Origin of the sequence: Campylobacter concisus, from assembly GCF_002913715.1 — a bacterium.
GTDB classification, from domain to species: domain Bacteria; phylum Campylobacterota; class Campylobacteria; order Campylobacterales; family Campylobacteraceae; genus Campylobacter_A; species Campylobacter_A concisus_AG.
This window is the reverse complement of the sequence record NZ_PPCE01000004.1, coordinates 70270-93510: the sequence shown is the minus strand read 5'-3', so window position 1 is coordinate 93510 and position 23241 is coordinate 70270. Positions and strand designations below refer to the sequence as shown.

Here is a 23241-nt window from a genome sequence, read left to right as displayed (position 1 = left end):
TTGTATAATTATAGCCAAAACTTAAAGGAGGAAAGATGGCTGAAGAAGTTGAAGAGAAAAAAGCAAAAAAAGGTGGCAATGGTGCATTAATGATAATTATCATTGCGATATTTGTTTTGCTGCTAGTTATTGGAGGGCTAGTCGCGTTTTTGATGCTTAGTTCTGACGAGCCAAAAGAGGCAAATATGGCGCAAACACCAGCTCAGACTCAAACGCAGTCCATGCCAGCTCAAAATAAAGCAAAGCATAGTAGCAACGACTATTCAAATATGGGACCGATATATCCGCTTGATCAGTTTATTGTAAATTTGCTTAGCGAAAATGGCTCAAGATTTCTTAAAACCAAGATTGATATGGAGCAAAGCGATGAGTTGCTAACTCCTGAGCTTGATAAGAAAAAGGCACTTTTAAGAGATATTATCATCAGGACACTTTCGTCAAAAACTTACGAAGAAGTAAGCACCGCAAAAGGCAAAGACAGGCTAAAAGACGAGATCGTGGGTAAGTTAAATGAAGTACTAAATGATGGCTACATCAAAAATATATTTTTTACTGATTTTGTGGTGCAATGATAGGTATTGATATCATTAAGATAGATAGAATTTCTAGACTTAAAGCTCGTTACGGCGAGCTTTTTTTAAAAAAATTTCTTAGTGATGACGAGATCACGCTGGCAAAAAATGATGCGACTTTGGCTGGATTTTGGGCGGCCAAAGAAGCAGCTAGCAAAGCCCTTGGTGTGGGTATTAGCAAAGAGTGTGGTTTTTTGGACATTGAGCTTAGCAAAGACGCAAAAAACGCACCAAAGATAAAATTTAGCCCAAAAATTTATACAAATTTTAATATCAAAGAAGCAAGCCTTAGCATAACTCACGACGGCGGTTTTGCTGTAGCTGCAGTGATGATTGTCTAAAATTTATACATTTTTACAAAGCTTTTTAATATCTTTTAACTACTTCTAATAAATTTAAAAAATGTATTTTTATAAAATTTTTTAAAGAAAAGACGATATCTCTAATTAAGATTTAATGGAGCTAAAGAAACTAAGGATAGTAAAATGCAAATTTCTAATAACCTCCCAACTACTAACTACCTCTCAAGAGAGAACATAGCAAGAGAGATAGGCTTTAAATTTAACGATATAAACGAGATACTTAATAACGATATGGGATATGGTATGAGCTTTCCTAAATACGCAGGGCTTGATAGAAAATCTCAAGCCGCGGCTTACGATAGACACATATATCCACTATCTGGCTTTACAAAAGGCGATGAAGCAAAAGTCACTATCATAGGAAAGCTTAGAGGTTATGATCCTAACTTTACAAGCGAGCAGCTATCAGATCTTAAAAATTTCATAAATGAAAGTAAGGGCTTGTTTGTAGAGTATATACAAGGTCAGCAAGCAAAACCAGACAATGATAAGCCAAAAATTTTAAGAGATACCCCATACACTGTAAATGAATTTTTAAATGAATATCGCGGCAATAGCGATTTGCTATTTACTAAAAACTCAAGGACTATTGATCTGCTTGATAGCGATATGAGCATCGATGAGTTTAAAGAGGAGTGGGCTAAATATGTATTAAAAGAGCGATTTGATCTAACTCTATCTGGCGAAGATGCTAAAAATGCTGTTAATATATTAAAAGAGCTAAACGAAAAAGGTGTTCAGAATATAGATAATCTTGAAAAAGAAGACAACGCCAAAGATAAGAAATTTACACCTATACAAGTTACTAAAAAGTCTCAAACCTATAAGTTTGAAGCTGATGAGAGATTTAAAGAGCTTTATAAATTTATAAAGAGTGAATTTGATAGTGGCAAGAGTATGTTTGAAATTTTAGAAAAAGTTGCAAAGCTTAAAGTGGATAAGAAGGCATAGGTATTTTATAGGCAAAGAATGGAATTTTTATAATTTAAATTTCGAAGAAAAGCATAGATATCCTAAGACTTATACAAAAGATAAAAAATATGGCCTAGCCAGCAAATTATTGATGTTAAATCGCTGGCAAGACAAATTTACATCCACTCAAGCACTTGCGTGATATCTTTGGCGTAAAAGCACTTTAGCCCTTGTGTGTCAAGCGGTTTGTTTGGGATGATGGCGTTTTTAAATTTCTGCGTTTTTGCCTCTTTTAGTCGCTGGTCGAGGTTGAAAATTTCTCTTATCTCACCATTTAGGCTTAGCTCACCGATGAATACACTATCCTTGCTGATAGGGCGGTTTTTAAAGCTACTTATTATCGCTGCTATAACGGCTAGATCTGCCGCAGTTTCGCTTATCTTAACGCCACCTGAAACGTTTATAAAGACGTCGTAGTGCCCAAGTGGAATTTCTAGCTTTCGCTCAAGTAGGGCTAGCAGCATATCTAGGCGGTTTCTCTCAAAGCCAGTCGAGCTTCGTTTTGGATAGGCACTTTCGCAAACGAGTGCTTGTATCTCGATACTAAGCGCTCTTGAGCCTTCCATTATGATAGTTATCGCACTGCCACTCATCGCTCCGCCACGTGTGAAAAATTTACTAGAAACCTCGTTTGCGCTCACCAGTCCGTGCTGGCTCATCTCAAATATACCAACCTCACTCGTTGAGCCAAAGCGGTTTTTAAACCCACGTAAAATTCTCAGCTCTCTACTTGCATCGCCCTCAAAATAAAGCACCACATCGACCATATGCTCAAGTACCCTTGGCCCTGCGATCGAGCCCTCTTTAGTAATATGACCGATGATGAAAACGCAGATACTTTGGCTCTTTGCAAGTCTCATTAGCTCAAATGTGATCTCACGAACCTGCGTGATTGAGCCTGGAGCGGAGGTTATATTTTGGCTATAAAGTGTTTGAATGGAGTCAATGACTAGCACCTTGTAGTCGCTCTTTTGCACCTCTAGCATGATATCTTCTAGGCAAATTTCAGTTAACAGGTATAAATTTTTATCCACCGCATTTAGCCTGTCAGCTCTCATTTTTATCTGGCTTTGGCTCTCTTCGCCGCTTACATAGAGCGTTTTTTTACCGTCTTTTGCTAAATTTGAGCCAATTTTTAGAAGCAATGTTGATTTACCGATGCCCGGGCTACCGCCTATAAGCACAAGTGAGCCCTCGACTACACCGCCACCAAGAACAAGATCTAGCTCGCTATCTTTAGTGCTAAACCTCGTGAAATTTTGAATTTCAACTTCGTCTATGCTTATGGCTTTGCTGGCTACTCCGGTGCTTTTTGCTATCTCTTTGCTTATCTTTATCTCTTGCTGGCTAAGCTCGACAAAGCTATCCCAAGCCCCACATTGTGGGCATTTGCCCAGCCACTTTGCCTGTTGATTACCGCAGGCTTGACACTCAAAAACTGGCTTTGCTTTTGCCATAAATTATCCTTTTTAAAATTTCAACTACTATCACTCCAAAAGCCGCTCCGATCATGTCAGCCACGATGTCAAGCAGGCTAAAGCTCCTGTTTGGTAAAAACGCCTGAACGATTTCTATTTGCACTCCGAAGGCTAAAAGTAAGGCTAAATTTTTAAAAATTTTAAACTCATAGCCAAGGTAGAGCAGTATATAAAGGACGAAAAAAGCTAAAAAATGATTTGCTTTATCCCACGAATTTTCGATGATAGTAGGAGATTTTGGAGTAAATGCAAGAAAATCAATTGCCAAAAGAGCAGCGAAAAAGCAAATTTTACTAAGAAATTTTACCCTACTCAAAAATGGCGTCCATTAGCTCGTCTAAAAACTCGTCTGGATTAAATTTGATGATATCATCCATGCTCTCACCAACACCTATATAAAATATAGGTAGCTCAAGCTCTCTTGCCACGCCAAATAGTGCTCCGCCCTTTGCAGTGCCGTCAAGCTTTGTGATGATGACACCATCAAGCGAGATGATATCGTTAAACGCTTTTGCTTGTGCAACTCCGGCGTTACCTTGCGTGCCATCAAGAATCAAAATTTTGCGGTGAGGCGCCTTTTCGTAAGCTTTTTTGCTAATACGAACGATCTTTTCTAGCTCGTTTGCTAAATTTGTCTGATTTTGAAGCCTGCCAGCCGTGTCTAAGATGACGCGGTCGATGCCTTTTGCAAGGGCTGAGCTGATCGTATCGTAAGCAACAGCCGAAGGATCATGACCTTGCTGTGTTGCGACTATTGGCACATTTAGTCTAAGTGACCATTGGCGTAGCTGCTCGATCGCTCCAGCTCTAAATGTATCGCAAGCGCCTAAAATGACGCTTTTGCCGTTATTTTTATATAAATTTGCAAGCTTTGCGATGGTTGTCGTCTTACCAGCACCATTTACGCCGAGGATGAGATCGACAAATGGCTTATCAGGCTCGATCACACGTTCGTTTTCGTAGATAAAATAGCTGCTCATAACGCGCCTTAGATCGGCTCTACTTACTTCATCTTGTGGCGGTAAGTAGTATAAAATTTCTTCCACGATCTCATAGGCTACGTCAGCTTCAAGTAAAATTTCTTCTAAGCTCTCTTTGTCTATCTTTTTTGACTTCTTCGCTGAGCTTATCGCTCCAAAAGTCTTCTCAAAGCCTTTTTTTAGAAAATCAAGCATTATTTTGTGGCCCTATTTATGTCATTTTCAAGCATCTCTTCAGGCACAAGACCGATGTAGCCTTGGACATAGTCGCCATTTGCTTTAAAAAGTGCTGACGCAGGCAAGCCTTTTATGCCGCCCATCGCTTTTTCAAATAAAAAATTTCCCTCGCCGACTGCGACTTCGTATTTTATTTTATATTTTTGAGCAAAATCTTTTACTTCATCTTCACTTTTGTCTTCAAGTAGCACACCAACGATATCTAGTTCGTTTTTAAATTTCTCGCTTAGGTTGTTTAAGTGTGGGATCTCAGCCTTGCACGGAGGGCACCAAGTGGCGAAAAATACGTAAAGAGTTGCTTTTTTGCCATCTTTTACATCAAAGCCATTACTTCTTTTTGTAATCTGCATAGTTGTGCCATTTAGTAGCTTTAGATTTATCTCTTTTATCTCGTTGTCTTGGGCATTTTCACTCATTTTTGGAGTGAGTGAGTCTTTGCTTAAATTTTCATCTTTGCTAGCATTTTTATCTAAAATTTTGCCCTGCGTTTGTTCGCTTGTATTTTGCTCTTTTTTTTGCTTGTTCTCGTCACCGCATCCAAAAAATGCAAAAATGCAAAGTGATGTTATAATTGCTCGTTTTAATGTCATAAATTTCCTTTTGAATAAGATTTCAGGATTATACAAGAAAGAGCATAAAATGAGTGTTAATTTAGAAAAAAATGAATTTAGAAAAAATGCAAGAGCAAATTTGATAAAACTTACTAAATTTAAGGCCAAATGCTCGCACTATAAAGCTACGAAAACTCTTTTAAAATTGATAAATTTTACAAATTCTAAGAAAGTATTGTTTTATTTGCCACTTAACTACGAAGTCGATGTGCTTAAAATAAGACGAAATTTATCACATAAATGTGAAATTTTTGCCCCTTTTATGGTAGGTCTTAGCTTAGAGATGGTAAGATTGCGACTGCCATTTCTAACTTATAAATTTAATGTCAGACAGCCATCTGGCAAAAAAATTAATAATGTTAAACTCGATATGGCGGTAGTTCCAGCGATTGGGGTTGATGGAGCTATGGCAAGGATAGGGCATGGAAAAGGATTTTATGATAGATTTTTTGACTCTTTGCCCATTAAGCCAAAACGGATAGTTTTTCTTGAGATAAAAGACTTTTATACCAAAGATGTGCTTTCAAATGCACAAGACGCGGTAGCAGACTTTTATATAACCCCAAATAAAAATTATATAAAAAGAGGAATAAATGATAGAGGTTTTAATAGGCTTAGGAGCCGGTGTGGCGGGCGTTGGAGCAGGGTATCTATACGCTAAAAAGATAAATGATGCAAACTACAATATCTTCTTAGAACAAGCAAAAGCAAAGGCAAAAGCTATTGAGTATGAGGCTGAGCTAACGCTTAAAAATTCTAAAATTTCAGTACAAGAGGCTGAATTTGAGGCTAAAAAAAGATACGATGACAAAACAACAAAGCTTCAAAAAGAGTATGCGAGTAAATTTGATGAACTAGCCAAAAAAGAGAAAATTTTGCTAAATGAGCAAGAGCTTTTAAACGAAAGTAAAGAGCTTTTTGAAAAAGATAAGCAAGATGCAAAGATAACTTACGAAGAGGGCTTAAATTTAAAAGCGACTTATCAAAACAAGGTAGAAGAAGCGATAAGAGTGCTTGAGCACGCTGCTGGCTTAACGGAAGAAGAGGCAAAAGAGGTCGTGCTTAAAAAGGTCGAAGAGAAGTCACGTGCGGATATTGCTCACATCGTCAGAAAATATGAAGAAGAGGCTAAAAGAGAGGCTAAAAAGAGAGTTAATTACATCTTGGCGCAGGCTACGTCAAGATTTGCTGGAGAATTTGCGGCTGAGCGTCTAATAAATGTCGTAAATATTAAAAACGATGAGCTAAAAGGTAGGATCATTGGCAAAGAGGGACGTAATATCAAGACCCTTGAAATGGTGCTTGGCGTTGATATTATCATTGATGACACACCACATGCAATCATACTAAGTAGCTTCAATCTTTACAGACGTGCGATCGCAACAAGAGTGATCGAGCTTTTGGTAGAGGATGGAAGAATCCAGCCTGCGAGGATAGAAGATCTTCACAAGAAAGTGACTGAAGAATTTGAGCAAAGCATACAAGAAGAGGGCGAAAACATCGTCATGGATCTTGGTCTAAATAAAATTCATCCAGAGATCGTAAAACTAATAGGCAAGCTTAAATTTAGAGCGAGCTACGGTCAAAATGCCTTGGCTCACAGCCTTGAAGTAGCTCACCTTGCTGGTATCATCGCAGCTGAGTGTGGTGGAGATGAGAAGCTTGCAAAAAGAGCTGGCATACTTCACGATATCGGTAAGGCGCTAACTCACGAGTACGAGGGCAGTCACGTTGATCTTGGAGCAGAAATTTGTAAGCGATACAAAGAGCATCCAGTAGTCATCAATGCTATCTACGCTCACCACGGCCACGAAGAGGCAACAAGTATAGAAAGTGCGGCTGTTTGCGCAGCTGACGCACTAAGTGCGGCTCGTCCAGGTGCAAGGCGTGAGGTGCTTGAGAGCTTCTTAAAGCGTGTTGAAGAGATCGAGAACATCGCAAAAAGTAAAGATGGCATCAAGCAAGCTTACGCGATAAATGCGGGCCGTGAAATCCGCGTTATCGCAAACGCTAAGCTCATAAATGACGACGAGGCAGTGCTTGTAGCAAAAGAGATAGCTCAAGAGATCGAGAGCAAGGTGCAGTATCCTGGTGAGATAAAAGTAAGTGTCATCAGAGAGACTCGTGCTGTTGATTTTGCAAAATAACGGCAGAATATGAAATTTCTTTTTTCAATTTTATTATTTTTCTCACTTGGCTTTGCCAGTGAGGAGCTCGTGCTGGACTCGGCTAACTCGTTTATAACAACGATGAGAGGTGCTAGAAACGCTCCTATAAAAGAGCTAATCGAGCAGTCAAAAGCGACGATCATCTTTCCAAGTGTTAAAAAGGTCGGTTTTGTAGTTGGTGGCATGGGCGGAGATGGCATCATGGTTGTTGGTAACATTAACTCGCCAAGTGAAATTTTACCAGTTAGCATAAGTGGCGGTAGCATCGGTATACAGCTTGGCTATGAAGATAGTTCACTTGTGCTTTTTATATTTAAAGATAGCATTATCCATGATATTAAAGATGCCAAGATCACGCTTGACACGAAGCTATCAGTAGCTTTTGGTGATATTGGACGCAATTACAGTAAAGTAAGCGATTTTAAATTTTCAAGTGATATCTATGCTTACGCTGCAAATGATGGTTTTTTTGCGGGAGCTAGCTTTGGTGGAGCAGTCATCAGTGCAAGAGAAGAAATTTTAAAGCAAAGTGGCTATGCCTATGAACAGCTAATAGCCTCCGCATCCAAACTTTTAGGAGATTAATGCAAGATATCATAAACTCAGTTTCAACATACGGCTATATTGTATTGTTTTTTTATAGCCTTGGTGGTGGCATGGTTGCATTAATCGCCGCTGGAATTTTAAGTTTTGCCGGTAAGATGGATATCACTCTTAGTATAATTGTCGCTGCTGTGGCAAATACAATCGGCGACACGTTAATTTTTTATGTCGCAAGATTTAATAAAAACTCACTTATGCCTTATATCAAAAATCATAAAAGAAAGCTTGCTTATGCAGGAATTTTGGCTAAAAAACATGGCGATAAGATAATATTTATCAAAAAATTTATCTACGGAGTTAAAACTTTGGTTCCTATCGCACTTGGACTTACGAAGTATTCATTTTATAAATTTAGCATTATAAATTTGATCTCGTCAGTGCTTTGGGCGATCATTATCGGATTTGCCAGCTTTAAAGCGGGTGATTATTTTGTAGGCGCAAGCGACTATCTTGGCGAGCATGGATATATTATGCCTCTTGCCATGGTTTGTTTGTTGTTTGGAATTTGGTTTTTTTTACAACATATTACAAAAAGGAGAAAAGTATGAAAAAGGTGATATCTGCTTTAATCGTAGTTATCATGGTAGCCATTGGGGCGGTTTATTTTGCTTCAAATGAGGTGGAAAAGAACTATCAAAGGATAGTGAATGATCTAAACAATATTAAGGGCTTTAAAATTTCTAATAACAATTACAAAAAAGGTTTTTTTGGCTCAAAAGGATCATTTGATTTTAGTGTTTCAAAAGATCTTTTGGAAAATATATTTGGTAAAAATGTAAATGAGGATTTGGTTTTTAAAGTAGAAAATGAAATTTCTCATACAGCGCTTGCTTTTATAGATGGCTTTGAAATAGACTCAAAAATTTCTATTCAAAACGATATGATTAAAAACATTATCGCAACATTTATGGGTTCAAATGTCATTGCAACAACTAAAACAAAAGTTAGTTTAACTGGCGATAAAGATGTGGATATTAAATTTAGCAATATTGAATTTAATGATAAGCAAAAAACTGCATTTAATACAAAAGATATAAAGATTGGTATGACGCTTGATTCAAAAGATAGTATAAACAGCTTAAAGATTGAAGCGGACAAGATCGCTTTGAAAGATGTTAGTGAATACAACAAAGTTGATCTAAATATCGAAGGATTTTATATTGACTCAAGTTATAAAGAGCCAGTTAAGATTTCAAAAATTTTAGAAAGCCAGCTTGTACCTTATTTGGCAAAAGTTAAATTTAAAAGGGTGTCTTTCGCTTCTAATGATATAAGTAATATTTTGATAGATGATTTTAAGTATGACTCAAAATTTGAAATCTCAAATGATCTTGGAAGATCAGACGATGTTATAAAAATAGGTATAGTAGCAGTTGATAAAGTAAAATATACAGATTTTGTCTTTGATAGCAAAATCGCAAATATCAATGTGCCTGCATTAAATAATGTATTAGACAAGCTTAATAATTTAAATAATGAAGAAAATTATAATGTTTTAGCTGGATTAAATTTTGATGAGATAATAGATCAAATCTTAGAAAAGAATCCAAGCATAAAAATAGATACATTAAGCTTTAAAAAAGGAGATAAGGCTTTAAAGCTAAATTTGGATGCAGCGGTAAATGGCTTTAAAAAGGGAACAAATCAGTCAGAAATTTTTGATAAATTATCTCTTGGTGGAAAAATAAGCGTCGATGAAAGTCTGACGAATTTTTTTGATACACTAGTGCCAGAAGTAGCTTTTGTTGAGCCTACTTTGATATCTGCTGGATATTTTAAAGAAGAGGACAAAAAAGTAATAAGTGAATTTAAATATGATCCAAATAAAAAAGATATTATATTTAATGGAAAAGTTGGACTTCAAAATTTTTTTATGGGTTTTTAAAAAATTAGCCTGATTTTTATCTGCATTTAAGCATCACTTCTATATACTTCACTTTCTGTTTTGCAAAACGCAGAGTAGAAAGTTCTTTTAACTTACAATTGTTAAACTATTAGTCAATCTTTGAAATCTAAACAAGTGATCGATTGAGCCAGTCTATTATTTTATAATTTATAATAGATTAGACAAACTAATATATAAAACTAAAAGTTTTTTGATTAAAAACTTCATAATAAAATCCTATTAAATAAATTTTGATAGGTAATTAATATGGAGAGTTTGATCCTGGCTCAGAGTGAACGCTGGCGGCGTGCCTAATACATGCAAGTCGAACGGACAAGTAAGAGCTTGCTCTTATGAGTTAGTGGCGCACGGGTGAGTAATGTATAGCTAATCTGCCCTACACTAGAGGACAACAGTTGGAAACGGCTGCTAATACTCTATACTCCTGTCTTACATAAGTTAGATAGGGAAAGTTTTTCGGTGTAGGATGAGGCTATATTGTATCAGCTAGTTGGTGAGGTAATGGCTCACCAAGGCTATGACGCATAACTGGTCTGAGAGGATGATCAGTCACACTGGAACTGAGACACGGTCCAGACTCCTACGGGAGGCAGCAGTAGGGAATATTGCTCAATGGGGGAAACCCTGAAGCAGCAACGCCGCGTGGAGGATGACACTTTTCGGAGCGTAAACTCCTTTTGTTAGGGAAGAACAATGACGGTACCTAACGAATAAGCACCGGCTAACTCCGTGCCAGCAGCCGCGGTAATACGGAGGGTGCAAGCGTTACTCGGAATCACTGGGCGTAAAGGACGCGTAGGCGGATTATCAAGTCTCTTGTGAAATCCTATGGCTTAACCATAGAACTGCTTGGGAAACTGATAATCTAGAGTGAGGGAGAGGCAGATGGAATTGGTGGTGTAGGGGTAAAATCCGTAGAGATCACCAGGAATACCCATTGCGAAGGCGATCTGCTGGAACTCAACTGACGCTAATGCGTGAAAGCGTGGGGAGCAAACAGGATTAGATACCCTGGTAGTCCACGCCCTAAACGATGTATACTAGTTGTTGCTAAGCTAGTCTTGGCAGTAATGCACCTAACGGATTAAGTATACCGCCTGGGGAGTACGGTCGCAAGATTAAAACTCAAAGGAATAGACGGGGACCCGCACAAGCGGTGGAGCATGTGGTTTAATTCGAAGATACGCGAAGAACCTTACCCGGACTTGATATCTAACAAATCATCTAGAGATAGAAGAGTGTCTGCTTGCAGAAATGTTAAGACAGGTGCTGCACGGCTGTCGTCAGCTCGTGTCGTGAGATGTTGGGTTAAGTCCCGCAACGAGCGCAACCCACGTCATTAGTTGCTAACAGTTCGGCTGAGCACTCTAATGAGACTGCCTTCGTAAGGAGGAGGAAGGTGTGGACGACGTCAAGTCATCATGGCCCTTATGTCCGGGGCGACACACGTGCTACAATGGCATATACAATGAGAAGCAATATCGCGAGATGGAGCAAATCTATAAAATATGTCCCAGTTCGGATTGGAGTCTGCAACTCGACTCCATGAAGCCGGAATCGCTAGTAATCGTAGATCAGCCATGCTACGGTGAATACGTTCCCGGGTCTTGTACTCACCGCCCGTCACACCATGGGAGTTGATTTCACTCGAAGCCGGAATACTAAATTAGTTACCGTCCACAGTGGAATCAGCGACTGGGGTGAAGTCGTAACAAGGTAACCGTAGGAGAACCTGCGGTTGGATCACCTCCTTTCTAGAGTACATATAGATATTCTCTCACAAGATATCTATAAGAAAGATATTCTCAATCATCCTTGTTTAGTTTTGAAAGATTGATAGACCTATAGGGGCCTATAGCTCAGCTGGTTAGAGTGCACCCCTGATAAGGGTGAGGTCACAAGTTCAAGTCTTGTTAGGCCCACCAGAGAATTTAATTGGGGAATTAGCTCAGCTGGGAGAGCGCCTGCTTTGCACGCAGGAGGTCAGCGGTTCGATCCCGCTATTCTCCACCATAAAATAGTTTAACTATATTAAGTCTAATTAGAGAGCTTAAAAATTAAACTTTCTAATTAGACTTTTGTCTAAATGTTCTTTTAATTAATATTGTTAATAGTCACAAGCAAGTTTTAAAAACAATTTTACAGGACTTGTTAAAGATTTAAATTTCTATTCTCTTTGCATTTAATGCAAAAGTTTGACATCACAATCTATTTAGGATTTAAAACTTATCTAAATAGTAGTCAATGCTTTCCGTCTTGAGAGCTAGAATTTAAATACAGTAACATAAAGTTATCTTTAACAAGGAAGTGATGCGAATTAGAATAATCTAATATAGAAAAGGTAAGCTACAAAGAGCAAGTGGTGGATGCCTTGGCTAGTAGAGGCGATGAAAGACGTGCCAGGCTGCGATAAGTCTCGGGGAGCCGTCAAGGGGCTTTGATCCGGGAATTTCTGAATGGGGCAACCCAGTTAAGTGCGAGCTTAACTACCTAATATGGAGCGAACGAGGGGAATTGAAACATCTTAGTACCCTCAGGAAAAGAAATCAAAAGAGATTACGCTAGTAGCGGCGAGCGAACGCGTAAGAGGGCAAACCACTAGTTTACTAGTGGGGTTGTAGGACTGCAATATAGACTAAACTTAGCTAATAGAATAATCTGGAAAGATTAAGCATAGAGGGTGATACTCCCGTATATGAAAGCTTTGTTTTACTTAGCAGTATCCTGAGTAGGGCGGAACACGTGATATTCTGTCTGAAGCTGGGTAGACCACTATCCAACCCTAAATACTACTACTAGACCGATAGTGCACAAGTACCGTGAGGGAAAGGTGAAAAGAACTGAGGTGATCAGAGTGAAATAGAACCTGAAACCATTTGCTTACAATCATTCAGAGCCCTATGATTTATCAGGGTGATGGACTGCCTTTTGCATAATGAGCCTGCGAGTTGTGATGTCTGGCAAGGTTAAGGAAACCCGGAGCCGTAGCGAAAGCGAGTCTTAATAGGGCGTTTAGTCAGACGTTGCAGACCCGAAACGATGTGATCTATCCATGAGCAGGTTGAAACCGGTGTAAGAGCCGGTGGAGGACCGAACCCGCTAGCGTTGAAAAGCTATGGGATGACTTGTGGATAGGGGTGAAAGGCCAATCAAACATCGTGATAGCTGGTTCTCTCCGAAATATATTTAGGTATAGCGTCATGTAGTAATACTAGGGGGTAGAGCACTGAATGGGCTAGGGCATACACCAATGTACCAAACCCTATCAAACTCCGAATACCTAGTGTGTAATCATGGCAGTCAGGCGGCGAGTGATAAAATCCGTCGTCGAGAGGGGAACAACCCAGACTAACAGCTAAGGTCCCTAAATCTCATTTAAGTGGAAAACGATGTGGAGTTACTTAAACAACCAGGAGGTTGGCTTAGAAGCAGCCATCCTTTAAAGAAAGCGTAATAGCTCACTGGTCTAGTGATTCTGCGCGGAAAATATAACGGGGCTAAAATGAGTACCGAAGCTTTAGACTTAGTTTTACTAAGTGGTAGGAGAGCGTTGTATTTGCGTTGAAGGTATACCGGTAAGGAGTGCTGGAGCGAATACAAGTGAGCATGCAGGCATGAGTAGCGATAATTGGGGTGAGAATCCCCAACGCCGTAAACCCAAGGTTTCCTACGCGATGCTCGTCATCGTAGGGTTAGCCGGGTCCTAAGCAAAGTCCGAAAGGGGTATGCGATGGAAAATTGGTTAATATTCCAATGCCAACTATAATGTGCGATGGAAGGACGCTTAGAGTTAAGCAAGCTAGCGAATGGTAGTGCTAGTCGAAAGGTGTAGGTTAAGATCCAGGCAAATCCGGATCTTTTTAAGCCGAGACCCCACAGGCGTTTGAAGTTCTTCGGAATGGATAGCGAATTGCCGATACTGTCGAGCCAAGAAAAGTTTCTAAGTTTAGTTATAGTTGCCCGTACCGTAAACCGACACAGGTGGGTGGGATGAGTATTCTAAGGCGCGTGGAAGAACTCTCTTCAAGGAACTCTGCAAAATAGCACCGTATCTTCGGTATAAGGTGTGCCTAACTTTGTGAAGGATTTACTCCGTAAGCATTGAAGGTTACAACAAAGAGTCCCTCCCGACTGTTTACCAAAAACACAGCACTCTGCTAACTCGTAAGAGGATGTATAGGGTGTGACGCCTGCCCGGTGCTCGAAGGTTAATTGATGACGTTAGCTCTGCGAAGCGTTTGATCGAAGCCCGAGTAAACGGCGGCCGTAACTATAACGGTCCTAAGGTAGCGAAATTCCTTGTCGATTAAATATCGACCTGCATGAATGGCGTAACGAGATGGGAGCTGTCTCGAAGAGGGATCCAGTGAAATTGTAGTGGAGGTGAAAATTCCTCCTACCCGCGGCAAGACGGAAAGACCCCGTGGACCTTTACTACAGCTTGACACTGCTATTGGGATAAAAATGTGCAGGATAGGTGGGAGGCTTTGATCCATAGACGCCAGTTTATGGTGAGCCATTGTTGAGATACCACTCTTTTTTATTCTGATAGCTAACTAGCTTGAGTTATCCTCAAGTAGGACAATGTCTGGTGGGTAGTTTGACTGGGGCGGTCGCCTCCCAAAATGTAACGGAGGCTTACAAAGGTTGGCTCAGAACGGTTGGAAATCGTTCGCAGAGTATAAAGGCAAAAGCCAGCTTAACTGCGAGACATACACGTCAAGCAGGGACGAAAGTCGGTCTTAGTGATCCGGTGGTTCTGTGTGGAAGGGCCATCGCTCAAAGGATAAAAGGTACCCCGGGGATAACAGGCTGATCTCCCCCAAGAGCTCACATCGACGGGGAGGTTTGGCACCTCGATGTCGGCTCATCGCATCCTGGGGCTGGAGCAGGTCCCAAGGGTATGGCTGTTCGCCATTTAAAGCGGTACGCGAGCTGGGTTCAGAACGTCGTGAGACAGTTCGGTCCCTATCTGCCGTGGGCGTAAGAAGATTGAGGAGAGTTGACCCTAGTACGAGAGGACCGGGTCGAACCAACCACTGGTGTACGAGTTGTTCTGCCAAGAGCACCGCTCGGTAGCTATGTTGGGATGTGATAACTGCTGAAAGCATCTAAGCAGGAAGCCAACTCCAAGATGAATCTTCTTTTAAGAGCTCATATAGACTATGTGTTTGATAGGCTGGGTGTGTAATGGATGAAAGTCCTTTAGCTGACCAGTACTAATAGCTCGTCTGCTTATCTTTTAATAAGCATCACTTCCTTGTTAAGGATAAAAACTTAATAAGATATGTTTTTATAAAACTTTGTTTATGACTTTTAACTTTATCAAGTAGTGTTAAATAAGAGATTTATCTGATATATCTTTTATTTAACACTGCCCGTGACTATACAGACGAGGAAACGCCTTGCTCCATCTCGAACCAAGAAGCTAAGCTCGTCCTGGCTGATGATACTCTCCCTTACTGGGATGTTGGAAAAGTAGGTCGTTGCGGGCTTTGTTAATTTTTAATATTCTTTATCTAAACAATCATCTTTTAATATTTATATTCTTAAATAATTAGACTTTTTATCTTTACATTTATAAATATTTTTTAGTTTATGCTTTTATACGAGTGTTGACTAAAAACACCAAATATGATAGACTCCAAACCCAAATTTACCCAAAAAGGACAAAAATGAAAAAGATTATAATCTCACTATTGGCAGCAGCTTCTACATTACTAGCAGCCATAAATTTAAACACCGCCACAAAAGAAGAGCTAATGAGTTTAGATGGTATAGGATCTTCAAAGGCAGATGCAATAATAGAGTATAGAAAAGCAAATAAATTTAACTCAATAGAAGATATAAAAAATGTAAATGGTATAGGCGACAAGACATTTGAAAATCTAAAATCAGATATATCAGTATCAGGCACTACAAAGATAGATGACACAAAATCTAAAATAAAATCTAAAAAAGATGAGATAAAAGAAAAAGCAAGTAAAAAGAGTGATGAAGCAAAAAAGAAAAAAGATAGTGCTAAAGATGATAGTATAAAAGAGATAAAAGATAAGAAAGAAGGCCTAAAAGATAAAGCAGAGAAAAAGAGTAAAGCTAAAAAAGAGAAGAGCAAAGAGTAATAAATCTAGAAATTTATAAAAATTCTTACATAAAATATATAAAAATAGTTAGGAGCGCATAGCGTTCCTAATAAAAAATAGATTGGTTTTTATATATTTGCCTACTTTTTAAATTCTATAACTTAGTTTGTCAACTTTTTAAATTTTATAGATTAATAAGTTCATCTAATAGATCTTGTAAAGTAATGCTTCTTAAACTATCCTCTAAGGCTTCTTGTGCTTTTAGGAAGTGGTTGGTTAAGAGGCCCTCGATCTTACTACCAAGTGGGCAGGCTTTGGGTGAGTCAGAGTGGATCTTAAAAAGTTTTTCTTTATCATTTATTGCGTTAAAAATTTGAAGGAGGGTTAGATGTTGGGGAGTATCACTGACTTGAGACGTGGTGTTTGTGTAGCTGGGGTGTTTAGGCATCAAATAGTTATGTCAAGCATATGATGTTCGCTAGGCACTATTTCCTCATTATCTGCTATATCGTCCAAATCTTCCTCGTCACTATCTCTTGAATTTTGTTTTTCGCTCTCAAACTCACTTGCTTCTTCTTCATTTTTTTGGCGCTCATGCTCCTTTTCAGGGTCTATTTTATAAGACTCTTCCATCGGACGTACCTCTTTGATTTCTTCACTTTGTTGCGAGGCAAGCTCAGCTGCCATTAAAGACTGCATATCAAATCTAGCTTGTTGATTTGCATGCACTTGCGATACTACTGGGGCATTTTGATTTATAAAGTTACTATTTCCTAAAGGTGTTACAGCCATTTTTTAGCCTTTATTTATGATGATAGTTTTATAGTTCGTATAAGTGACATTTGCGCCATTTTCACGTTTTAAATTTTCACGCTTAGTGTAGTCTACCTCGTATCTGCCAGCTCCCTTTACACTAAATTCTACGCAGAATTTAGCTGCCATTTCTAGCACATCTTCAGGCACCCTGCTCTTGTTTGTCTTGATGATGACATGGGCGCTTGGGTTATCCTTTAGATGTAACCATATATCGTCTTTTTTGGCAAGATCAAGCAAATTTATATTGCCTTTTTCGTTTCTACCAACTAGTATTTTAAATTCTCTAACGTAAAAAATTTCAGCATTTTCACTCACATCTTTTACGTGGCGTTCTCTTTGTTTTGCCTTGTTTTTTGGGCTTAAAATTTCAAGCTCATAAAGACTGGTCGCTTCTTTTAAAAGAGACTTTAATCCTTCAAAAAACTCGATTTTTTCTTTTAAATTTCTTTTTTCTATATCTACACCAATGGCTTTTGCACGAAATTTTTTTGATCTTGCGTAAAACTCATTTGCACTATTTTTTGGTGTATCGCTAAGAGTTAGTTTTATCTCATTGCCATCAAAATCCTTCAGACAAATTTCCCTCTCGTAGCCCTTAAAATTTCCCAGATTTGCAAGCAAAAGCGATCCTAAATTTGCAGCTTCTTCACTCTTTCTCATTAGCTCATCTTTGTCTTCAAGTGAGTTTAAAATTTCGCTCATGCTATCTATCTTTTTTTGTACGCTTGCAAGCTTCGCCTCTTTTAAGCCAGCTATCCTGGACTCATTTACTCTGGCCGCTTCACTTCTAAAAAACGCCTCAAAGTCAGTTATGGGCTCGCACGGTTTTTCTTTGATAGCGATGGCTGGAAGCTCCCTTAAAACTTCGCCGGTTTCTATCTTTCGGTAGCTATTATCGATGTGTCTTAACGCTTCGATGATTACGTTATTTTCATCAGTTATCACAGCATTTGTAAAGCGCCCAGTAAATTCAAGATAGAGGATAAAATTTTCACTTTTATATGAGCCACTTTGCGTGCAGATAAATTTTAAAATTCTATTATCTTTTAAGCACTCAACGCTTTTTATATGCGAGGCGTTAAAGCGCTTTTTTAGGACATTATCAAAAGGTGCTTGATAAGTTTTTGCTTCTTTTAACTTGTCATCTTTGTAGATAGCAGAGTTTGATTTGTTTAGATCAAAGATGATCTTCTCGCCATTAAATTCGATCAAAATAGCCATATCATTAATGCGTTTTGCTTGGTTTATCTTTGTAAAATTTGATAAATAACTTGCTATTTGAACTAAATGTGCGTACTTCATGTGGGGATTATATCAGAAATGTTGCAAAAATGTTTTAATAAAAGCTTTATCACTAGCTATGAAAAGAATAGTAAAAATCTGTTTTCTGATCCATGTTTAATTTTTCCAAATGTTTTATTTGTAATGTTATTAAAATATAAATTTTTCGTAAATTTTTTTCATAAAAATTTAAAATATATTTTTATATAATGATAACTATTTTTATAATATTAAATTTTCTTTAAGGGATGATTAATGAATAAATTTCGCATTAGTGCGGTGCTTTGTTTTGCTATTTCTGCTTTAAATGCTACTGATGTAAGCTTGGATGGGATCAGTGTAGAAGATAGCGCAGACGATGGTTACAGAGCCACAACGAGTGAGGTGGGCAAGACAAATACGCCAATTCTTGAGATACCACAGACAGTAAACGTCGTAACCCAGCAGCAGCTAAAGGATAAGAAGCCAGAAAATTTAATGGAATCTCTTCAAAACGTAAGTGGTGTTAGCTATGCGAATACAACTTCAGGAAATTTTGATGCGGCTTTAAAGCGTGGCTTTGGTGGCGGACGTGATGGCTCTATAATGCGTAATGGTGTATCGGCTGGTGTGACGCACAACTTTAATGCAACTGTACAAAGCGTCGAGGTGTTAAAGGGTCCAGCAAGCTTACTTTACGGCGTTCAAGATGCCGGCGGTATCATAAATCTAGTAACTAAAAAACCGCTTTATGAAAATAGCAATGAAATTTGGCTTGGCACTGGTAATAAAAAGTATAGAGGTTTTGGCTTTGATTCAACTGGGGCTTTGGGTGAGAGCGGTTTTGCGTATAGATTTATATTTGATTGGTCGGGTAAGGATTATTGGAGAGAGTATGGCGAATATAAAAATTTACTCATCGCTCCAAGTATAAGTTATAAAGGCGACGACTATCGTATTGATGCCGCCTACTCCCATACAAAATACACCGACCCCGCAGATCGCGGCATGTATATGCTAGAATCAGGACAAATTTTAGATATAGATAAAAAAGTCAGGTTAGATGAGCCATTCAACGAAATAGATGGCAAAGTAGATACTTTTGATCTAAGTTTTGAGAAAAATTTTGGCGAGAATTGGCTATTAAAGGGAGCTTATGCATTTTCACGCTCACTACATGAATATGGGCAAGCTCGCATTATGAATATAAATTTAGCTAGCGGAATCGCAAAAAGACGTATGGAGTGGTATGAAGATTTTGAGCATAAGACCCATGCTGGATCACTTACATTAAACGGCATAGTAGAAACTGGAAGTATAACTCATAATCTCTTATTTGGAGTAGATGCTAAAGAATATCTAAGACAACGTCCAGAAGCTCGTCAGATCGAAGCAAACGATGCTAGAAATAATATAAATATCTACTCACCGATCTATGGCAGAGTTAGCGTAGATGACATCAAAAGTAGAGGCGCTAGCAAAAAGACGCAATACCACAAACTAAAAACGATCGGTACTTACGCACAAGATAGTATAAATTTAACCGATAGCTTAATATTTGTAGCGGGACTAAGGTATGAATACTACAACCAAATAGTAGGCGATCAAAACAGATATGCCGCTAGACCTGTACCATTTACAAAAAGTATAGATAAAAGTGGTGGCAAGCTGCTTTATAATGTCGGACTTTTATATCTACTAACTCCTGAGTGGTCAGTTTATACTAGTCATTCTCAAAGCTTTAAGCCACAAACTTCTATCGGCAGCAAAGGTGCTGTCTCATTAGAGCCAGAAGAGGGAAAATCTATCGAGTTTGGAACAAAATTTCAAAACAATAGCATAACCGCAATGGCAGCTTTATTTAATATCGATAAGAAAAATATTATAAACAATGTAAACAATATATCATATACGAGTGGTAAAGCAAATTCTAGAGGAGTAGAGTTTGATTTTAATGGACGTATTACAGATGGACTTAGCGTAAGTTCAAGCTATACCTACACCAAAACTAAATTAAAAGAAGATAGAAATATGGCTTGGAAGGTGGGTAGGCCACTTGAGGCTACTCCAAAGCATCAAGCGAGTTTATTTGCTAATTACGATTTTACTCATCTTGGCGTAAAAGGTCTAAGAATAGGTGGTGGCGCCAGGTATTTTGGCTCTTGGTATACTTACAATCAACAAAAAAGCTCAGCAGCTTATGGAAGCTTTTATAAATTACCACATGCTATTACTTACGATGCTTTTGTTAGCTATACGACTAAAATTTCAGGCTATGAGACAAATTTTGCATTTAATGTGAAAAACCTAACCGATAAACTTTACTACGTAACAGCATCATCTGGAACCGACTCTTCAGTGCTGCCTATCACCCCAGGTTATGCTCGTCAGTTTATGCTGACCGCTAGCGTTAAATTCTAAATTTACTAGGCCTTTTGGCTTAGTAAATTTTCTTTAAATTTAGCAATTTTCGTTAAAATCGCCTCAAAAATTTAAAGGAAATTTATGAAACAAACTATCACCGAGAAAATATTTTCAGATCACGTTGGCAAAGAGGTAAGCGCAGGAGAGATCATTGAAAGCAAGATCGATATGATCATAGGTAACGACATCACGACGCCTATTTCGATCAAGCAGTTTGAGCGAAGTGGCGCTAAAAAGCTAGCTAACCCAGACGGCTTTGCCATCGTTATGGATCACTACATCCCTACAAAGGACATCCTAAGCGCAAATCAAGCTAAAATTTCACGCGAATTTGCCTACAAACACGACCTTAAAAACTATTTTGATGAAAAAGATATGGGTATCGAGCATGCGCTTTTGCCTGAAAAGGGGCTAGTCATCCCAGGCGACGTCATCATAGGCGCAGATAGTCACACCTGTACGCACGGCGCTCTTGGAGCGTTTAGCACTGGTATGGGCAGTACCGACCTAGCTTATGCGATGATCACTGGTAAAAACTGGTTTAAAGTGCCTGAGAGCATCAAGGTCATCTTTAAAGGCAAGCTTGATAAACACGTCTACGGCAAGGATCTTATCCTTGAGATCATCCGTCAAATAGGCGTTGATGGCGCACTTTACAAGGCGCTTGAGTTTAGCGGCGAGGTGATAGAGGGCCTTAGCATGGATGATAGATTTTCAATGTGTAATATGGCGATCGAAGCTGGTGCAAAGAGCGGTATCATCGCGGTTGATGAGATCACAAAAGAGTTTTTAAAAGATAAAAATTTACGCGATAAACCAAAATTTTTCTACTCAGACGAGGGTGCCAAATATGACAAAATTTTAGAGATCGATATTACAAACCTTGATCCAGTCATCGCATATCCATTTTTACCAAGCAACGGCAAGAGCGTAAGACAGGCGGTTCGCGACGATATAGCTATCGATCAGGCATTTATCGGTTCATGCACAAATGGCCGCCTAAGCGACCTTCGAATCGCAGCACAAATTTTAAAAGGCAAAAAAGTAGCCCGCAAAACAAGGCTCATCATCACTCCAGCGACGCAAAAGATCGCAAGAGCTGCCGAAAAAGAGGGCTTAATCGACATTTTCATCGAAGCAGGAGCGGTTGTGAGCAATCCAACTTGTGGCGCTTGCCTTGGCGGATATATGGGAATTTTAGGTGCAAATGAACGCTGTATCTCAACAACAAATAGAAATTTCGTCGGACGTATGGGCGATAGAACGAGTGAAATTTATCTAGCCAACTCAGCAGTTGTAGCAGCCTCAGCCATAGCAGGTAAAATCGCCGATCCAAGGGACTTATAAAAAATAATATGGATAGTTTGATATCTGACTTATTGAAAATTGTACTTGGTGCAGTCCTAGCAATGTGTGCGCAATGGGTGTACGCTAATCTAAACACAAAAAAAGAGAAAAATAAACTCAGGCGACAAAAGCTAGAGGAAGCGTTTATTATAGTTGGGGATATTTTAGGGGGAATACATTACAAAGTAGCTTTGTTGATAAATCCAAATTTAAATATAGAAAATCCAAAATTTGAAATTGGTAAATTACACTCAATTATCAGTTTTTACGCACCAGAACTGCAAGAGGACTATAAGGATTTTATGTCTACATATCAAGATTTCGGTCCGCTTATCCTAAACAAATTCAGAACTTTAGATAGTGATGACAAAAGAATAGAGGCAACAACTGAGGAGCTAGTGCAAATGATCTTTTCGCTAAGCTCAAAAGGCAATATAATTAAAGAAAAGTTAGCCAAAATAGCGCAAACACTATAAATTAGTTGTTGCGGCGAAGCAAATAATGTTTTATTGTAAAATCACCACAACATCTAAATGGTGCATTAAAACGCCGTTATCGTAGCCAAAAGACCAAAGATTATACCTGGAAAGTTTGCGGCAGAAAGTGGATAGTCTTTTTAGCTTTTAATAGGCCGTAGCTTGTCCAGATCGTGCAGTTTAGCGCAGCCGCTAGTGGCTGTATAAAAGGCGTCTTGTTGCCGTCAAGGTTACCCATTATTTGTGGGATGTATGAAAAGTACATAACAACTGATAGGCAAGTGCCAATCCAGCCTAAAATTTGTAGATTTTTTTCGCTCATTGCTTCTCCTTAAATAAAAGCACCATTGTATCTTTTTTAATCATAGCAAGCAAATGGATAAAATAGCCATGATTTTTACTGCGATTAAGATGGTTTTAGTAAAATTGAGCATTTTAAAAGGATAAAAATGCCAGATATAATATATGACAAAGCAAAATGGCATTGGGGTGCGAAAGATGCGCCGACTGATATACCGCATGAAAACGGTGCGACACACATTGCATTTTTCTTTCGCTGGTGCATGGAACACAAATTTTATTCAAAGGAATTTGCAGCAGATTTTGCGGACGATATAGCACAGATGGACGAAAATTTTAACTATCGTCAGTATCTTTTTGATGCTATGGACGGCGTACTTGGAAGTACGGAGCTAAGTACTGTTGGTAAAGCCTTTGCAAAAGCTTACTATACGACTGATCGGACAAAATTCGCCAAAATGTATGGTTGGTATTTGCAGGATTATACGGATTTTGTTTCGAAAAAATTTGGTGAAAAATACTTTGATAACGCCTATTTTTATATAGAAAACTCACAAGAAAACTATGTCTTGATCAAAGCCATCATTGATCGTCGCTACGAGGAATTTTTAACAATGAAAAGGGCAAAGCAGGCTTAAAATTTCAC

Annotated in this window: 21 protein-coding genes, 2 tRNA genes and 3 rRNA genes; 18 read left to right on the top strand and 8 right to left on the bottom strand. The window is 38.7% G+C overall.

What is annotated here, in order from left to right; genetic code table 11:
- The first annotated feature begins 35 nt into the window (after window positions 1-35).
- From fliL to CYO92_RS09440, 3 genes are all read left to right on the top strand, one after another.
- A complete protein-coding gene (gene fliL, locus CYO92_RS01540; RefSeq protein ID WP_103589306.1) occupies window positions 36-572 on the top strand; it encodes a flagellar basal body-associated protein FliL in 537 nt (178 codons plus the stop codon).
- On the top strand, window positions 569-913 hold the full coding sequence (acpS, locus tag CYO92_RS01535; protein WP_103589305.1) for a holo-ACP synthase: 345 nt from the start codon (window positions 569-571) through the stop codon (window positions 911-913). The genes fliL and acpS overlap by 4 nt, the downstream gene beginning before the upstream one ends.
- Before the next feature lie 144 nt (window positions 914-1057).
- Window positions 1058-1885, top strand: coding sequence for a polyribonucleotide nucleotidyltransferase (locus CYO92_RS09440; RefSeq protein WP_103589304.1), 828 nt, complete (start codon window positions 1058-1060; stop codon window positions 1883-1885).
- A gap of 137 nt (window positions 1886-2022) precedes the next feature.
- Here the strand turns inward: CYO92_RS09440 and radA are convergent, their stop codons facing one another.
- From radA to CYO92_RS01510, 4 genes are read right to left on the bottom strand one after another with little or no spacing between them, the layout of a single operon-like run.
- Window positions 2023-3363 carry a DNA repair protein RadA gene (gene radA, locus CYO92_RS01525; RefSeq protein ID WP_103589303.1) on the bottom strand — a complete coding sequence of 447 codons (1341 nt, stop codon included), beginning with the start codon at window positions 3361-3363 and terminating at the stop codon, window positions 2023-2025.
- Entirely contained in the window at window positions 3338-3700 is a 363-nt protein-coding gene (locus CYO92_RS01520) for a VanZ family protein (RefSeq protein WP_084110091.1), read from the bottom strand. Before CYO92_RS01520 ends, radA begins: the two co-directional genes overlap by 26 nt.
- Window positions 3693-4559, bottom strand: a complete 867-nt coding sequence (gene ftsY, locus CYO92_RS01515) for a signal recognition particle-docking protein FtsY (RefSeq protein WP_103589302.1) — start codon at window positions 4557-4559, stop codon at window positions 3693-3695. The genes CYO92_RS01520 and ftsY overlap by 8 nt, the downstream gene beginning before the upstream one ends.
- Complete coding sequence (locus tag CYO92_RS01510) at window positions 4559-5191, bottom strand: TlpA family protein disulfide reductase (RefSeq protein ID WP_103589301.1); 633 nt, start codon at window positions 5189-5191, stop codon at window positions 4559-4561. The genes ftsY and CYO92_RS01510 overlap by 1 nt, the downstream gene beginning before the upstream one ends.
- Window positions 5192-5240: 49 nt before the next feature.
- On the opposite strand from CYO92_RS01510, the gene CYO92_RS01505 reads away from it, so the two are divergent.
- The 11 genes from CYO92_RS01505 to CYO92_RS09625 all read left to right on the top strand — a co-directional run bounded on the left by CYO92_RS01505 (window position 5241) and on the right by CYO92_RS09625 (window position 16011).
- Window positions 5241-5873 carry a 5-formyltetrahydrofolate cyclo-ligase gene (locus CYO92_RS01505; protein ID WP_103589300.1) on the top strand — a complete coding sequence of 211 codons (633 nt, stop codon included), beginning with the start codon at window positions 5241-5243 and terminating at the stop codon, window positions 5871-5873.
- Window positions 5806-7359, top strand: coding sequence for a ribonuclease Y (gene rny / locus CYO92_RS01500; RefSeq protein ID WP_072594345.1), 1554 nt, complete (start codon window positions 5806-5808; stop codon window positions 7357-7359). The genes CYO92_RS01505 and rny overlap by 68 nt, the downstream gene beginning before the upstream one ends.
- 9 nt (window positions 7360-7368) lie before the next feature.
- The gene (locus CYO92_RS01495; RefSeq protein ID WP_054196777.1) at window positions 7369-7965 is read left to right on the top strand and encodes a lipid-binding SYLF domain-containing protein; all 597 of its coding nucleotides are present in this window, start codon (window positions 7369-7371) and stop codon (window positions 7963-7965) included.
- Window positions 7965-8531 carry a DedA family protein gene (locus tag CYO92_RS01490; RefSeq protein ID WP_103589298.1) on the top strand — a complete coding sequence of 189 codons (567 nt, stop codon included), beginning with the start codon at window positions 7965-7967 and terminating at the stop codon, window positions 8529-8531. Before CYO92_RS01495 ends, CYO92_RS01490 begins: the two co-directional genes overlap by 1 nt.
- Complete coding sequence (locus tag CYO92_RS01485) at window positions 8528-9868, top strand: DUF945 family protein (protein WP_103589297.1); 1341 nt, start codon at window positions 8528-8530, stop codon at window positions 9866-9868. Before CYO92_RS01490 ends, CYO92_RS01485 begins: the two co-directional genes overlap by 4 nt.
- Window positions 9869-10132: 264 nt before the next feature.
- Window positions 10133-11643: ribosomal RNA gene (locus tag CYO92_RS01480) — 16S ribosomal RNA — on the top strand.
- Between the two features lie 94 nt (window positions 11644-11737).
- A tRNA-Ile gene (locus tag CYO92_RS01475) sits at window positions 11738-11814 on the top strand.
- A gap of 12 nt (window positions 11815-11826) precedes the next feature.
- A tRNA-Ala gene (locus CYO92_RS01470) sits at window positions 11827-11902 on the top strand.
- Window positions 11903-12228: 326 nt separating this feature from the next.
- Window positions 12229-15132 (top strand): 23S ribosomal RNA (locus tag CYO92_RS01465).
- Between the two features lie 133 nt (window positions 15133-15265).
- Window positions 15266-15384, top strand: a 5S ribosomal RNA gene (gene rrf / locus CYO92_RS01460).
- Together the 16S, 23S and 5S rRNA genes with 2 tRNA genes alongside form the textbook arrangement of a ribosomal RNA operon.
- A gap of 180 nt (window positions 15385-15564) precedes the next feature.
- A complete protein-coding gene (locus tag CYO92_RS09625; protein WP_103588717.1) occupies window positions 15565-16011 on the top strand; it encodes a helix-hairpin-helix domain-containing protein in 447 nt (148 codons plus the stop codon).
- A 145-nt stretch (window positions 16012-16156) separates the two neighbouring features.
- On the opposite strand, the gene CYO92_RS09390 is transcribed toward CYO92_RS09625, so the two are convergent.
- Genes CYO92_RS09390 through CYO92_RS01440 form a run of 3 tightly spaced genes read right to left on the bottom strand, consistent with a single transcriptional unit; the run spans window position 16157 to window position 18090 of the window.
- On the bottom strand, window positions 16157-16420 hold the full coding sequence (locus tag CYO92_RS09390; RefSeq protein ID WP_219808115.1) for an Rrf2 family transcriptional regulator: 264 nt from the start codon (window positions 16418-16420) through the stop codon (window positions 16157-16159).
- Entirely contained in the window at window positions 16420-16764 is a 345-nt protein-coding gene (locus tag CYO92_RS01445) for a hypothetical protein (RefSeq protein WP_072595345.1), read from the bottom strand. Before CYO92_RS01445 ends, CYO92_RS09390 begins: the two co-directional genes overlap by 1 nt.
- Window positions 16765-16767: 3 nt before the next feature.
- A complete protein-coding gene (locus CYO92_RS01440) occupies window positions 16768-18090 on the bottom strand; it encodes an NFACT RNA binding domain-containing protein (RefSeq protein ID WP_103588324.1) in 1323 nt (440 codons plus the stop codon).
- A 234-nt stretch (window positions 18091-18324) separates the two neighbouring features.
- Here CYO92_RS01440 and CYO92_RS01435 point away from each other — a divergent pair, with 234 nt between their 5' ends.
- From CYO92_RS01435 to CYO92_RS01425, 3 genes are all read left to right on the top strand, one after another.
- The gene (locus CYO92_RS01435) at window positions 18325-20469 is read left to right on the top strand and encodes a TonB-dependent siderophore receptor (protein ID WP_103588323.1); all 2145 of its coding nucleotides are present in this window, start codon (window positions 18325-18327) and stop codon (window positions 20467-20469) included.
- Between the two features lie 84 nt (window positions 20470-20553).
- Window positions 20554-21819 (top strand): 3-isopropylmalate dehydratase large subunit, encoded by a 1266-nt coding sequence (leuC, locus tag CYO92_RS01430; protein ID WP_103588322.1) that lies wholly within the window; start codon window positions 20554-20556, stop codon window positions 21817-21819.
- An 8-nt stretch (window positions 21820-21827) separates the two neighbouring features.
- On the top strand, window positions 21828-22295 hold the full coding sequence (locus CYO92_RS01425; RefSeq protein ID WP_103588321.1) for a hypothetical protein: 468 nt from the start codon (window positions 21828-21830) through the stop codon (window positions 22293-22295).
- Window positions 22296-22395: 100 nt separating this feature from the next.
- On the opposite strand, the gene CYO92_RS01420 is transcribed toward CYO92_RS01425, so the two are convergent.
- Window positions 22396-22617: an SWEET family sugar transporter gene (locus CYO92_RS01420; protein WP_258030503.1), complete on the bottom strand. Its 222-nt coding sequence runs from the start codon at window positions 22615-22617 to the stop codon at window positions 22396-22398.
- 127 nt (window positions 22618-22744) lie between these two features.
- Between CYO92_RS01420 and CYO92_RS01415 the strand changes: the two genes are divergently transcribed.
- A complete protein-coding gene (locus CYO92_RS01415) occupies window positions 22745-23233 on the top strand; it encodes a hypothetical protein (protein WP_103588320.1) in 489 nt (162 codons plus the stop codon).
- Window positions 23234-23241: the final 8 nt, after the last annotated feature.

Bases quoted from the DNA above. Each gene is read 5' to 3' on its own strand.
- CYO92_RS01495 (WP_054196777.1), top strand. From the start codon at position 7,369: ATGAAATTTCTTTTTTCAATTTTATTATTTTTCTCACTTGGCTTTGCC.
- fliL (WP_103589306.1), top strand. From the start codon at position 36: ATGGCTGAAGAAGTTGAAGAGAAAAAAGCAAAAAAAGGTGGCAATGGT.
- CYO92_RS01420 (WP_258030503.1), bottom strand. From the start codon at position 22,617: ATGAGCGAAAAAAATCTACAAATTTTAGGCTGGATTGGCACTTGCCTA.
- CYO92_RS01490 (WP_103589298.1), top strand. From the start codon at position 7,965: ATGCAAGATATCATAAACTCAGTTTCAACATACGGCTATATTGTATTG.
- CYO92_RS01435 (WP_103588323.1), top strand. From the start codon at position 18,325: ATGAATAAATTTCGCATTAGTGCGGTGCTTTGTTTTGCTATTTCTGCT.
- CYO92_RS09390 (WP_219808115.1), bottom strand. From the start codon at position 16,420: ATGCCTAAACACCCCAGCTACACAAACACCACGTCTCAAGTCAGTGAT.
- CYO92_RS09625 (WP_103588717.1), top strand. From the start codon at position 15,565: ATGAAAAAGATTATAATCTCACTATTGGCAGCAGCTTCTACATTACTA.
- CYO92_RS01440 (WP_103588324.1), bottom strand. From the start codon at position 18,090: ATGAAGTACGCACATTTAGTTCAAATAGCAAGTTATTTATCAAATTTT.
- CYO92_RS09440 (WP_103589304.1), top strand. From the start codon at position 1,058: ATGCAAATTTCTAATAACCTCCCAACTACTAACTACCTCTCAAGAGAG.
- CYO92_RS01485 (WP_103589297.1), top strand. From the start codon at position 8,528: ATGAAAAAGGTGATATCTGCTTTAATCGTAGTTATCATGGTAGCCATT.
- leuC (WP_103588322.1), top strand. From the start codon at position 20,554: ATGAAACAAACTATCACCGAGAAAATATTTTCAGATCACGTTGGCAAA.
- CYO92_RS01445 (WP_072595345.1), bottom strand. From the start codon at position 16,764: ATGGCTGTAACACCTTTAGGAAATAGTAACTTTATAAATCAAAATGCC.
- CYO92_RS01510 (WP_103589301.1), bottom strand. From the start codon at position 5,191: ATGACATTAAAACGAGCAATTATAACATCACTTTGCATTTTTGCATTT.
- CYO92_RS01425 (WP_103588321.1), top strand. From the start codon at position 21,828: ATGGATAGTTTGATATCTGACTTATTGAAAATTGTACTTGGTGCAGTC.
- acpS (WP_103589305.1), top strand. From the start codon at position 569: ATGATAGGTATTGATATCATTAAGATAGATAGAATTTCTAGACTTAAA.
- CYO92_RS01415 (WP_103588320.1), top strand. From the start codon at position 22,745: ATGCCAGATATAATATATGACAAAGCAAAATGGCATTGGGGTGCGAAA.
- ftsY (WP_103589302.1), bottom strand. From the start codon at position 4,559: ATGCTTGATTTTCTAAAAAAAGGCTTTGAGAAGACTTTTGGAGCGATA.
- radA (WP_103589303.1), bottom strand. From the start codon at position 3,363: ATGGCAAAAGCAAAGCCAGTTTTTGAGTGTCAAGCCTGCGGTAATCAA.
- CYO92_RS01505 (WP_103589300.1), top strand. From the start codon at position 5,241: ATGAGTGTTAATTTAGAAAAAAATGAATTTAGAAAAAATGCAAGAGCA.
- rny (WP_072594345.1), top strand. From the start codon at position 5,806: ATGATAGAGGTTTTAATAGGCTTAGGAGCCGGTGTGGCGGGCGTTGGA.